Origin of the sequence: Kamptonema formosum PCC 10802, assembly GCF_000332335.1 — a bacterium.
In the GTDB taxonomy this organism is placed as follows: Bacteria; Cyanobacteriota; Cyanobacteriia; order Cyanobacteriales; family Oscillatoriaceae; genus Oscillatoria.
Map to the genome: position 1 here is coordinate 430,527 of NZ_KB235950.1, position 12,612 is coordinate 443,138.

A 12,612-nucleotide genomic window follows, 5' to 3' on the forward strand; every position below is an offset into this window, starting at 1 on the left:
TACAGGAGGCAGTTCAGCATTCCCGCCTTCAACCCCATTTTTCCACCCCCCTCAAACGCACAAGTGTTGAATTCCGTTACAAAACTTTACATTTTAGCTTACATTTCTCCGGCCCTGAGTAAAAATGCTTACCCAGAGAGGAGTCGTTCTATCCAGTGGACATAGCTGATTTCTTGACACATACAACATTGAAGATAGCGGAGTTTATCTAGTAGCGTAGTCCCCCATTCTTTAGGAATATCTACTATCTTTAATATGAGGTAAGCTATCAGCGACACATAAATTTGTATGGCTATACCATTTACATTTTTAGTAATCAGTTTGTCCAATTTTAGGTGAGTTTTAAGAAACTTCCATAACAACTCTATGTGCCAGCGATATCTGTAAATTTCCATAAGCTCTTCATCGGACACTTCGTCCCGCTCCAGATTGGTGGCCAATCTATACTCGGCGCGCTTTTCAATATCACAAAAGTTAACAACTCTATATATTCCTGAGTTCTTACCTGTCCCTACTATAAAATGTCCATTGGTTTCAGATAATTGAAGTTTGTAGCTGTTAGGGATGCGCAAGACAAAATACTTCTTTGACTGGCTCGCCTCCGTAAAAAATTTAAACCAGAAAAGCCCCTATCCATTACTGCTACGCTGTTAGAGGGCAAAGTATTTAACATCTCTTGACCGTATCTGTAGTCCGAGTCGTATCCAAAATTTATTAGATTTTCTTCGGTTACTCCTGTTGTTAAGTTTAAGGAGCTAACAAGCTTGACTTGATAGTATTCTTGCAGCCAAAGCAATTTAATTGTCAGAGTTATGACGGTTGAATCAATCGGACACAATTCATATTTTTGTATTTTTTGTGACGACAAATTTATTCATCAAGCTGTTGAGCAAATTTCAAAAAGGGTTCTTTACTTCTGTGCTTATTAGCTTTGGATAAAGTTGAAATATCGATTCCCAAGCCACTGACATTGAGTCGCTTGAATATATCTCTCATACTGGTCAATCTTTTATCCATTGCATAGCTCAACCCTATGGATAAATCCAAGCGGGTATTTAGGACAGGATAATCATTTGTGGGCAAAGATGCCAACCATTTTTGGACAAGCTTGGGAAATGAGTAGAGCACAGTTTGTTAACAAGATTTATTTGACCCTATCCGAAAGCATAGCACGTTTTGGGCGCTTTTTTTGTGTCGAATTGTTAAGATTCAACACTTGTGGGGCCAATTAGGGAAAGTTGAAAACGGTATAGTGGCTGGCTTATGGATTAATCGACGGCATAACTTTCCCCCTAATTTTTGAAGTGTACAAGCCGAGAAAGCGCCTCCAACCAGGAGATGTCTACAAAAGCCAGCCAGAAATAGCTGTTGAATTACTCCATCAGTTAAGAGAGATGGGATTTGAAATAGAGAGAGTGCTAGCTGACAGCTTCTATGGAGAAAGCAACAGCAGATTTATCTCCGCCTTAGAAGAGATGAATCTTCGTTGTGGCAATTATAGCAGTATGCATTTAGGTTAGGACATAGATAAAACTGCTGCATCAACTGATTGCCTTAACTCCTCACCCCTGACGAGAGCTTGACGGATATAGTTTTTAAGTCTTGCCCAACATCTTTCAATTGGATTCAGGTCTGGGGAATAGGGCGGTAAATAAATTAAATCGCACCCCGCTGATTTAATCAGTTCCTCAATCCTCCCACCTTTATGAAAACTGGCATTATCTAAAATCACAATTTGGCCCGCTTTTAAAACGGGAATAAGTTGAGTCTCGACCCAGCTTTCAAAGAGCTGACGGTTACAAGAGCCCTCAAAGGTTAGTGGTGCTATCAAGCTCTCGCCTCTTAAAGCGGCTACTATACTCACTCTTTGCTTGCGGCGACCAGACTTAAAGGCGTAAAACCTTTCACTCCTGTCACACCATCCATAGGGATAATCCTCTCGGTTATCTATACCGGACTCATCCACAAAAACCATACTGTCTGGGGCTTTGCCTTCAAGACGCTTTAAAAACTCCTGTCTTGAAACCTCATCCCTTTCAATGTACCCGTAAGTTTTTTTGCGAGTAAATCCAATTTTTTTAAGGGCGCGACTGAAAGTAGAAGGACTGATTTTTCGTGGCCATGCTCGCACCATTTGAGCTTGAGTTTTTTCTCCGTTGGCCAGGACAAATTCCCGAATAGACTCCAAGTCTTCGATTTTATGTCCCCATCCCTGTTGATAGCCTGACTCCGGTTTCAAGTCCCCAGTCGCGGACTGACGCTTGCGCCACTGGTAAATTGTACTGCGGCTCACGTCAAAGACCCGAGCAGCTTCAACTATACTCATGCCGCGTTCTACGGCAGCTACTACTTTTTGGCTCAGGTCATAGCTGTAAGGTGCTGGCATATATAATAGACTCCTAAAGGCTCTTTATTAGTATTTTAGCACGTTTTGACCTAAATGACAAGTGCTATAGAAGTAATCACGGAGTCTGGCTCCCTCCCGAGCAAAGCGTTACAGCATCTCAGTGGAAAAAATTTAAGCGAGTTTTTGCCGATGGCCGTCAAGAAATTAGATTCATTATAGAATGGATATTTGGCCAAAGAAGAGAGCGGCGTTACTGGGAGATAACTGCGGATAAAAAAACGCTCCCGTCAAATTCTACTTGGTATGTGATGACGATAATTCCTGGCCTCACTTACCTTGAGGTTGGCAATTTTTCTGTGAGCCGAACTTGGATAGAATATGGGTTCAAAGAAAGCAAAAATGAACTGGGCTGGGCGGATTTTCGCCTCACTCAGTACGAGGACATTGAAAAATGGTGGGAAATAGTAGAGAGCGCCTATTTAATGGTCAGTCTTTATGCTGCCTCTAGTCAAAAAGCGTCGAGGTTTTGCCTGAATCCCCAAAGTCCTGTTCACCAAAGATTTCCTCAACATCAGCAATGGGACGAAAAAGAAGGCTGGAAAAATATTTTTAACAATCTGCGCTTAATTCTTCTCCCTCTAGTCTGTTTTAATCTTATCAAGCCTTGGTTAAAGGTTTTCCCTATCCCTCAGTTAACTTTAGGCTTGACTCGCTTAATTTCTCTAATGAATTTCTTTCCACCGGCCATTTCCGTAAACGGCCAGCAGTGGCAATATTACTTTTCCTCTGCCTAGAGTGATAAAAGAGGGATATAGCAGTATGCACTTAGGTTAGAACATTAGACCTTCAGGGGGGGCGGGACGCCTGCCCTACGTCTATATAGCAGTAAGCATTTAGGAAACCTACATTCCGGCCTCCCTTGCTCGCCCGCTCCCGAAGCTTCTATTGTTCTAACCAATATGACTGCTGCTATAGCACTAGGCACTTAGGGAACGGACATGGGCAGTCGGCGATGGGGCATCATCGCATTGCTGTGAGTCTTTCCCATGCCCCATGCGCCATACCCCATGCGCCAGGCCATTAATGTCCTAATCTAAGTGAATACGGCTATAACAAATCATTTAGAACCCCTGCATAGCAAAAATAGGAGGCTCTTGCCGGTGAGGAGGCAAATTCTGAAGTTGATGCCATCAGGAACTAGGGTCAGATTCTTTCATTGGCTGGGGGATGTCATCTTGGGGCGAGACAGGTTCATCAGGGCAAAACTTCAGGCAGATTCGCATTCTAATTTTTTCTGTTTGCCACCGGCCTCCTGGTTTTAGGAGTTCCCACCTCACGCCATCAGAAAGCCATCTTTTCTTAGGTTGCGCAGATTCTTCTTGCCAGTGGAGGCTATAAATATCTCTAACTCGTGACCTCATTTCAAGGAGTAATTTAGCAGCTTTGAACATGGAGTCGTCAATTAAGACTCGTTCTTTATAATTTTATAGAGACAAAACTGCATCTTCGCATTCCATCGGCTCAAATCCACTGTTGATACTAATGTCTAACGCCTGAATTTATAGGGATATCAAAACTGAGCTAGCGGGCAAGATTGGAGAGCGGGCAACTGTAAAGGGCACGACAGTAGGAGCATCCCACGCTGGCAAAATATAACCGGTTCCGGGACTTCTTTGCCCCTGTAATTCCCTCCCCGGAAGGATTCTGGCGGAATCATTTACTGAGTGTTCCGCACAGTCGCGTTTCCTTGCGGGAGGAGGGGGGTGGGGTTGTGTGCCGCGCGAAAAACTGAGATGCACCTCAGGACAGTGTCTTGCGCGCAGGTGAGTTAGACGTTGAATTGAGGAGTAAGTAAATAGACGGAAAGTTTTAGAAAAACCAGCCGTAGGAGTGCAAACCCTTGCCTAGAAGATTGACGCCGAGATAGCAAATCCAGACGACGGCAAAGCCGGTGGCGGCTAGAATTGCTGGCTTGCGCCCTTGCCAGCCTTTGGTGATGCGAGCGTGGAGGTAGGCGGCGAACACCAGCCAGGTAATTAGGGCCCAGGTTTCTTTGGGGTCCCAACTCCAGTAAGAGCCCCAAGCTTCATTGGCCCAGACAGCACCGGCAATAATGCCAATCGTCAGGAGGGGGAATCCCAAACCGATGGTGCGGTAGCTGATGTTGTCGAGAGTTTCGGCGATGCTGAGCCGCAGGGGCGAAAGGGGCGCAACCGGCTCGGTGGCGATCTCTGCCGGTTCAGCCACCACCCGATCTAGGACTGCGGTTTTGACGCCGCCATTGTTATCAGCCAGACTGGGTGCCTGCAAGTGCGAGAGCGGTTGGACTGGCTCGAGGGGTTCGCTGTTGCGCTGTAGCTGGTAGTGGCCACTGCCGTTGCTCTCGTGGCGATAGCCGCCAGTGCCGGTGGAACTGCCCTGGAGTTCGACGTTTTGGCCGCGAGTGACGACGAGGAATGCGATCGCCAGCAGGGAGCCAACCATTAGGGCGGCATAGCTGAGCATCATAACACTGACGTGCATCATCAGCCAGTTGGATTTGAGGGCGGGAACCAGAGGGGCCGCCGACTGCATTTCCGAGGGTAAAGTGAGGGCGGCGAAAGCGGTGATGCCCATCGCCACTGGCCCGGTGGCGACGCCCACCAGCCGGCTGCGACTCATATTTTCGGCAATCAGATGGACGGCGGTAATCCCCCAGGCCAAGAAAAATAGGGATTCATACAGGTTGCTCAAGGGGAAGTAGCCAGCTTCGATCCAGCGAGCTAACAGCAAGGCGGCAATGCCGAGGTTGGCGCTGGCCATTCCCGCTGTGCCGATGGCCGGCAGGTAGGGAATTTCTGGAAAGGCTGCTCCTCCCCAGTAAATTAACATGGTCACGAATAGGACAGCAAACGAGATGTTGTCCAACCCGTTTTGCAGTGCGACTAAATCCATAGAGTGCTCTGATACATTTTCCGACTTATTCCGGATATTACCGGACAATGCTACGATAGCACTATCACCGTACAAGATGATACAGGCGTTATCCCGCAAAGCTTTCAGGAAAATCTCACGCGATCGCCATTCCAGTCCCGCCATAGCATAAACCCGCAATTGGGACAGTGGAAAATTCAAAGATCCACTATCTGGCCAATAGGGCTGTCCTCAAATCTCTGTGTGTATTATATCACGCTCTGCGGCCTGGCCTGCGAAAATCCGTGATTAAATTTTCTCTCCCCAGCTGTTTGGTTCGGGATCGAGCTATCAAGTCAGATCCCCATCTATCCTATCCATTCTTGGCACTGCAATGTCCGGCCCGACACAGGGAACTCGAACCTCACTGGCAGGGCACCGGCTTTCTCTGCGAGAATAAGGGTTTTGGCCCAGTGCGAGATGCGGGACAGGCGTCCCGCCTTTCGCCCAAGCTAAATTTATTTTGACTGAATACAGAAGGATGGACAGTATGAACAGTGGGGCAAAATTGGAGTCAGGACAGTTGCAGTTGGAGTTGCAAGCGCTTGCCGCTGACATCCGCGCTTTGGCCCAAAGCTGTAAAGGGGATAGTATGGCCATTTTAGCCTTGCTGCGGGCGCTAGAGACTTTGCATCAAGAGATTCGCGACGGTTTGTTTCAAGAGTCTTTACCGGATAACCGTCAGGCCCTCTACGCGCTGCTGAAGGATGTTGAAGCCGAGAGTGGCTGGCCGTATATTCCGCGCAAGCCGCTGCGGTCCCTGTTGGTGAATTTGACTGGTGAGTCGGAGGGTGCTTCTGCCCCAGAAACGCCGGAAAGTCCCCCTACTCCAGACCCGGAAGCGGGCTCTCGGCTCTAATCAAGGCGGCAACTGCATTCGGTGCTGGAACGCTTCCGGTATCCAGACACTGTTGCAGCTGGCCCTCTGGCCGATGGCGCTGCCAATCTATCCTGCCCTCTCCATTTTATTAGGAGATCGATTGGATTGGATATCAATCTATGAGCTTCCACTCCACGTTTAATTTTATCCACTTGCTGGGCTCGAACTTTAAGACTTGCTTGAAGGCGTACAGGCACTCCTGAAGTTGAGCCGGCGTCATCGGTTCGGTGCAGCTGCGCTGCCAGTCAGCCCGCTCCATCGTGCCCATAATTAAGTAGCTATTGCTAATCAAAGCCGGTGGGCGCGGGCCACTTTTGGGGGCCAGTTGCTCCTCCACCTCATCCTGATGGGCAATCAGCAAGTCGCAGGCAGGGCAGTAGCGGCACGACTTGTTCACCGCCACCAGCTGCACCGGCTGCACCTGGATCGCGAGGGGCACCTTGCGCAGCTTAGTCTTGCCTTGGCACTTGGGGCAGTATGAGAACCGCACGTCCTTGTAGGGATTGAGAAAGAAAAATTTGTAGCGGCGTGGCTGCTTTCCGAGTTGTTTCATTGCCCTTTCCCATAGCTTCATAAAGTCAGACTATCCCATTAGAGGCTTTGTTTGCAGTATCTTCACTTTACTCTGGCGAGCTGCCGGCTAGCCTGTGTGGGAGGAACAAGGAAGAAGCAAGACGGAAGAATGGACGGCGCATTAGGAGGGCTCGACTGGGGTAAAAGGAGCTCGCGCGCGCCCCTAGCCCACAGTCTCTAGCCTCTAGCCCCCAGAGGCTCTCCCTCTCTCCTTCTACTCCACCGGTTCTCTCCCGCATCTGTGGCGCTCAAGTCCCGCTACAGGATGCAAAACTGCAAATCGCGGAGCCTCCCGCCCCTATAAAACCTGACTGAATTTTGTATTCTTAGTAACAAAACACTCCTATCAATGCAAAAACTTACAAAAAGTATACTGCCAGTAAGTTAAGTCACCCTATCATTTAAGTTTTTAACCCTTTTTCTAATAACCCACTCCCGCCACAAGCAATTCTTCGCGAAAGTTTAAAAGCGCTTTAGTGCAAAACTCTGAAGATTATTTAAATAAAATTACAAAATGTATTTTTTTATGAAGAAATATTACAAATATCGGCTCTTTTCAAGAACGAGCGTAAAATGATTGCCCCTGGTTCATGGTGGGAAACATTCTGTCTGCGCTTCAGGGGGAAAATCTGTCAAACGCATGCCTGATAAGGATTTCAGACATTCGGCCACTCAGGTGGCAGTTCTTCTAAGAATCAGGATTTCCCCGACAGCCAGCCTTTCCGTCCTTTTAGAGGATGGCAGGGCCCCTCAGGTCTTCATGTTTCCCCACAAAATTTCTGCCAAAGTGGCAACACAGCCTCGGTCAGCACAGTTACAGTATTGATTAAAGGCGCGTTTGCTTATTAATTGTAAATCTTTAAGCAGAGCAGATTCTAGAAAAATAGCCTGTCCTTTCTTGTAAAGTATGAGTGGTGCAGATGCAACAGCCCAAGCAGATACAAAAGGAGCTCCCCTCAAATATGAACGACATTTTACTCGGCTTTTCACCTTAAATGATTCTAAAAGTGTTTTGGGAAATAATTCTGCCATGTTAAATGAGTTTTTCTAGGACGGCGGCAAAAGCGTATCGTTATTTTGAGCAGTTTAAATAATCAGTCTGTGGTGGATTGCCCAAAAGTTTGCCGCAGGCACTCGCAGTGTCACCCAACTGAAAAATTCTCGGAAGGCTGCTTACAATCTCAAGCGAGTGAAGTTATTTTCTAAAGGCTACCCCCCATGTATCAAATCAAATCACCACCCCACTCAGCAGACAGAATCACCTTAATAGGTGCCGGTTTAGCCGGTTGCGTTTTAGCGATTTATCTGGCCCGAAGGGGCTTTGTAGTGGATATATATGAGCGCAGATATGACATGCGAAAAGTTCCATTTAGTGGGGGCAGATCCATTAATTTAACGCTGTCGGCGCGGGGAATATATGTACTGAAGCAAATTGGCTTATATGAAGAAGTGATGAAAGCAGCCATCCCCCTGAAGGGGAGAATGATGCACTCCCTGAGTGGGGAGCTAGCATTTCAGCCCTATGGCAGAAAAAATAGCGAAGTGCTTTATTCTATTGCCAGAAACCAGTTCAACATAGCTTTAATGAACGAAGCGGAAAAATACGCAAATGTCAGAATCCACTTCAACCAGCAGTGTGCGGGAATGAATTTTGACACCGGCGAATTGAAGTTGCGCGACGAAACGAATGGCCAGCAAACAGCGCTCAAGGCAAGTCCAGTCATCGGAACAGATGGCTCTGCTTCCGCTCTGCGAATGTCCATGCTGAAAGAGCGAGGCTTTAATTTTTCCCAGTCTTACTTAAATCATGGCTACAAAGAGCTAACCATCGCTGCCGGCCCAAACGGAGAGTTCTTGCTAGAGAAAAATGCCCTGCATATTTGGCCGCGCGGGCAGTATATGCTGTGCGGGTTCCCCAACTTAGATGGAAGCTTTACTGCCCTGTTATTTGCTCCTTTTTATGGGGAAGAAAGTTGGGAAACATGGAACTCTAAAATAAAAGTTACTGAGTTCTTCAAAAGACAATTTCCGGATACCTTGCCGCTGATGCCGGCTTTAGTAGAAAAGTATTTTGCCAAGACTGCCGGTTCCTTACTAACCATAAAGTGCGACCCCTGGCATGTGAGGGACAAAGCTCTCTTATTAGGAGATGCAGCTCACGCCATTGTTCCGTTTCACGGGCAAGGTATGAATTGCGCCTTGGAGGATTGCGCCTATCTAGATGAGTGTGTGGAAAAATATGGAACGAACTGGAAAAAAGTATTTCCAGAATTCCAAAAACAGAGAAAAGTCAATACCGACGCAATTGCCGACCTCTCCCTTGAGAATTATATAGAACTGCGCGATCGGGTGGCCAATCCGAAATTCTTACTGAAGAAAAAGGTAGAGCTAGCTCTTTCCGAAAGATATCCCAACGATTTTATTCCCAATTATTCCATGCTAGCCTTTCACCGCATCCCCTATTCAGAAGCGCGAGATCGGGGCATAATTCAGACCCGGATAGTCGATGAACTGTGTGAAGAGATTGAGGCGCTCGAAGAAGTGAGCTGGGAAAAAGCTGATTTTCTCGTGAGCCGGAAATTGCTTAAAACTGCTGATTTCACTGAACCCTACTCCCTACCAGCTGTCCTTCGCTCACCGGCAGCTGCAGTTCCTTTCCCAGCTGGAGTCTAGCAAGTCTTCATACCAAGTTGAGACAGGCAGTATTTTTTTTCGAGGAAAAACCCTTGATATCCGGGGGGAAAATCCGGACATCCAAAATATAAAATCCAAAATTGGTATCGCAACCCCGCCGGGTTTTCCCTCACAGACTTGCAAATATCGCGCTCTCAGATCGAGCCAAACAAACTCACTTTCTATCACAGCAAAACCAGCATAAGGAACTTAAAATGCAAGTAGAGACGGTTGCAGATTCATACCCACTTTCACCCATGCAGCAGGGCATGCTGTTCCACAGCCTTTACGCCCAGCACTCCGGTGCCTGTATTGAGCAGGTAATCTTTGACCTGCATGAAAATTTAAATGTTTCAGCCTTCCAGCAAGCTTGGCAGAAAGTCGCACACCGGCACCCAGTCTTGAGAACAAGCTTTCACGATCGAGGTGAGGGCGAACCGCTTCAGTGCGCCGGCAGGCAGGTGACAATTCCGCTGCAACAGCACGACTGGCGCACACTGCCGGCATCTGAACAGCAAAACCGGCTGCAGGCGTATCTCCAATCCGATCGCCAGCAAGACTTCCAACTCAACCGAGCGCCCCTGATGCGCCTAGCTCTTTTCCATCTCAGCGAATCTCACGCTTCATGCGTTTGGACTTTTCATCACGCCTTGCTCGACGGGCGCTCTTTTCCCATCCTAATTAAAGAAGTCTTCGCCTTTTACGATGCCTTCTGCCAAGGACAGGACTTGCAGCTAAAAGACCCCCGCCCCTATCGAGACTATATCCAGTGGTTGCTGCTGCAGGACTTCTCCAAAGCGCAAAACTTCTGGCGCGAGTTATTACGAGGCTTTAGCGGACCGACACCGCTTCTCGCAGACAAAGCTCGTCTCATAAAAATAAAGCAGCCCGGGATAGAATCACCCATTGCCAGTGCCTTCGCACAGCAAGAAATTAACCTGCCGACAGCAACAACTTCTCAATTGCAGTCCCTAGCCAAAGAACACCAACTGACACTCAACACCCTCGTCCAGGGAGCTTGGGGGTTGCTTATGAATCGCTACACCGGCGAGACAGATGTCGTCTTTGGTGCCACCAAATCCTGCCGGCGCTCAACGATTGACGGTGCCGAATCGATGGTGGGACTATTTATCAATACCCTGCCGGTGCGAGTCAGCGTGCCGGCACAGATGGACTTGCTCCCCTGGCTGAAAAAACTTCGGGCGCAGTGGGTTGCCTTGCGAGACTGGGAGCATACGCCTCTCGTCAAAATTCAGGGGTGGAGCGAACTGCCGGCAGGAACCCCCCTGTTTGACAGCATCCTGATATTTGAAAACTACCAGTTAAATTCCACCTTGCGATCCCAAGGGGGCCGGTGGGAAAATATAGAAGTTCGCCTCCTCGAACAACCCAACTATCCCCTGACTGTGGCGGTGTATGGGGGCGCAGAACTCTCACTCAAAATCAAATACGACCGGCACCGGTTCGATGACAGCACCATCACCCGCATGCTGGGACACATTCAGACCTTGCTAGAAAGCATGGCGGTCAATCCCTGCCAGTCTCTGGCAGAATTGCCCCTGCTTGCGGCGCAAGAGCGGGATCAGATCCTAGTCGAGTGGAATAGCACCGAGACAAATTACCCCAAAGATGCCTGCTTGCACCGGCTCTTTGACGCGCAAGTCGAGCGAACCCCCGATTCAGTTGCAGTGGTTTTTGAAGACGCTGAGCTAAGAGTCGCCTCTCTAACATACCGGCAGTTACAGCAACGCGCCAACCAACTCGCCCACCACTTGCAGTCTCTCGGAGTCGGACCGGAAGTTCTCGTGGGAATCTGCTTAGAGCGCTCCTTAGAAATGGTAGTCGGTTTGCTGGGAATCCTCAAAGCCGGTGCGGCTTTTGCGCCCCTAGACCCAGCCTGTCCCCAAGAGCGCCTTGCCTTTATGCTGCGAGACACTCAGGTGCCGGTGCTGCTCACCCAACAGCATTTGGTGGGGAGCCTTCCCCAACACGGAGCCCACGCTATCGCGCTGGACGCAGACTGGGAGACAATTGCCTCCCAAAGCGCTGAAAACCCTGCCAGCAATGTCACATCTCACAGCCTAGCCTATGTCATCTACACTTCGGGCTCCACAGGGCAGCCCAAAGGCGTGATGATGGAACACCGGCCTATTTGCAATCAAATTTTCTGGAGGCAGGAAGCCTTCAAGATCGCCGAGACAGACCGAATCTTGCAAACAATTCCTTTGGCCTTTGAGCCGGCAATCTGCCAAATATTCAGTTTCCTGTCAGCTGGAGCCCAGTTAATTGTCGCTCCACCGGGGGCGCATCAGGACGTAGCTCACATCCTCAGACTGGTTAACAAGTATCAAATCACTGTCCTCGACTTCGTGACTTCCATGCTGCAGGTCTTCCTCCAGGAGCCGGGTGTTGAGAATTGCAAGCAGCTCAGGCACGTCTTCTGCGGCGGCGAACCTGTAACCCCAGAAGTCTGCGCGCAGCACACAGCTAAGCTGCGAGCCAGCTTGTCCAACATGTACGGGCCAACAGAGGCGTGCGTTGAGGCCACCTGCTGGCTCTGCCCTGGCGATAGCCATCCAAGCACTGTTCCCATCGGTCGTCCCACTGCCAACAAGCAGATTTACCTGCTCGACTCCCACCGGCAGCCAGTGCCGGTTGGCGTGCCCGGGGAAATTTATATCGGCGGCATGTTGGCCAGAGGCTATCTCAACCGGCCAGAGCTGACTGCGGAAAGGTTCATTGACAATCCCTTTTTGCCGCCAAGACAGGGGGATTTGAGCTTGACATTTCCTGAGAGCAAAGTGTGTGCCAATGGTTCACAGTTTTCCGGCACTGACCAGGGGGAGAGTGCTGTTGCCCCACCGGCAACAGCATCAGGCGATGGACCTCACCCCACCGCCACTCCTCTGGAGTTGACATTTCCGCAGAGCAAAGTGTGTACCAATGGTACACAGTTTTCAGCAAGTGGCCAGGGGGAGAGTGCTGTTGCCCCACCGGCGACAGCATCAGGAGATCGCCCTCACCCCACCGCCACTCCTCTGGAGTTGACATTTCCGCAGATAAAAGTGTGTACCAATGGTACACAGTTTTCAGCAAGTGGCCAGGGGGAGAGTGCTGTTGCCCCACCGGCGACAGCATCAGGAGATTGCCCTCACCCCACCGCCACTCCTGTGGAGTTGACATTTTC

Annotated in this window: 8 protein-coding genes and 4 pseudogenes; 5 read left to right on the top strand and 7 right to left on the bottom strand. The window is 49.2% G+C overall.

Annotated elements, in window-relative coordinates; all coding sequences use genetic code 11:
- Nucleotides 1-128: 128 nt before the first annotated feature.
- A pseudogene (locus tag OSC10802_RS47065) lies at nt 129-1,128 on the bottom strand (IS4 family transposase).
- Nucleotides 1,129-1,201: 73 nt separating this feature from the next.
- Between OSC10802_RS47065 and OSC10802_RS55255 the strand changes: the two are divergent.
- A pseudogene (locus OSC10802_RS55255) lies at nt 1,202-1,484 on the top strand (IS701 family transposase); the annotation flags it as partial.
- Nucleotides 1,485-1,516: 32 nt separating this feature from the next.
- Here the strand turns inward: OSC10802_RS55255 and OSC10802_RS0135830 are convergent.
- Nucleotides 1,517-2,386, bottom strand: coding sequence for an IS630 family transposase (locus OSC10802_RS0135830; RefSeq protein WP_017721578.1), 870 nt, complete (start codon nt 2,384-2,386; stop codon nt 1,517-1,519).
- A 323-nt stretch (nt 2,387-2,709) separates the two neighbouring features.
- Between OSC10802_RS0135830 and OSC10802_RS52195 the strand changes: the two are divergent.
- Nucleotides 2,710-3,141 (top strand): annotated as a pseudogene (locus OSC10802_RS52195) (IS701 family transposase); the annotation flags it as partial.
- Between the two features lie 396 nt (nt 3,142-3,537).
- Here the strand turns inward: OSC10802_RS52195 and OSC10802_RS56885 are convergent.
- The 3 genes and pseudogenes from OSC10802_RS56885 to OSC10802_RS55260 all read right to left on the bottom strand — a co-directional run.
- Nucleotides 3,538-3,798, bottom strand: coding sequence for a KGK domain-containing protein (locus tag OSC10802_RS56885; protein ID WP_071593418.1), 261 nt, complete (start codon nt 3,796-3,798; stop codon nt 3,538-3,540).
- Between the two features lie 418 nt (nt 3,799-4,216).
- The gene (gene ccsB / locus OSC10802_RS0135840; RefSeq protein WP_026099101.1) at nt 4,217-5,281 is read right to left on the bottom strand and encodes a c-type cytochrome biogenesis protein CcsB; all 1,065 of its coding nucleotides are present in this window, start codon (nt 5,279-5,281) and stop codon (nt 4,217-4,219) included.
- Between the two features lie 30 nt (nt 5,282-5,311).
- A pseudogene (locus tag OSC10802_RS55260) lies at nt 5,312-5,457 on the bottom strand (RNA-guided endonuclease TnpB family protein); the annotation flags it as partial.
- Nucleotides 5,458-5,762: 305 nt separating this feature from the next.
- Here OSC10802_RS55260 and OSC10802_RS0135845 point away from each other — a divergent pair.
- Nucleotides 5,763-6,158 carry a hypothetical protein gene (locus tag OSC10802_RS0135845; RefSeq protein WP_369797146.1) on the top strand — a complete coding sequence of 132 codons (396 nt, stop codon included), beginning with the start codon at nt 5,763-5,765 and terminating at the stop codon, nt 6,156-6,158.
- A gap of 133 nt (nt 6,159-6,291) precedes the next feature.
- Here the strand turns inward: OSC10802_RS0135845 and OSC10802_RS0135850 are convergent, their stop codons facing one another.
- On the bottom strand, nt 6,292-6,732 hold the full coding sequence (locus tag OSC10802_RS0135850; protein WP_017721582.1) for a hypothetical protein: 441 nt from the start codon (nt 6,730-6,732) through the stop codon (nt 6,292-6,294).
- Between the two features lie 770 nt (nt 6,733-7,502).
- On the bottom strand, nt 7,503-7,784 hold the full coding sequence (locus OSC10802_RS52205; RefSeq protein ID WP_155969164.1) for a hypothetical protein: 282 nt from the start codon (nt 7,782-7,784) through the stop codon (nt 7,503-7,505).
- Nucleotides 7,785-7,970: 186 nt separating this feature from the next.
- On the opposite strand from OSC10802_RS52205, the gene OSC10802_RS0135865 reads away from it, so the two are divergent.
- Both OSC10802_RS0135865 and OSC10802_RS43365 read left to right on the top strand, forming a co-directional pair.
- Nucleotides 7,971-9,425 (top strand): FAD-dependent oxidoreductase, encoded by a 1,455-nt coding sequence (locus OSC10802_RS0135865; RefSeq protein WP_017721584.1) that lies wholly within the window; start codon nt 7,971-7,973, stop codon nt 9,423-9,425.
- Nucleotides 9,426-9,640: 215 nt separating this feature from the next.
- On the top strand, nt 9,641-12,612 hold a 2,972-nt coding region (locus tag OSC10802_RS43365; protein ID WP_082218483.1), incomplete at its 3' end, for an amino acid adenylation domain-containing protein.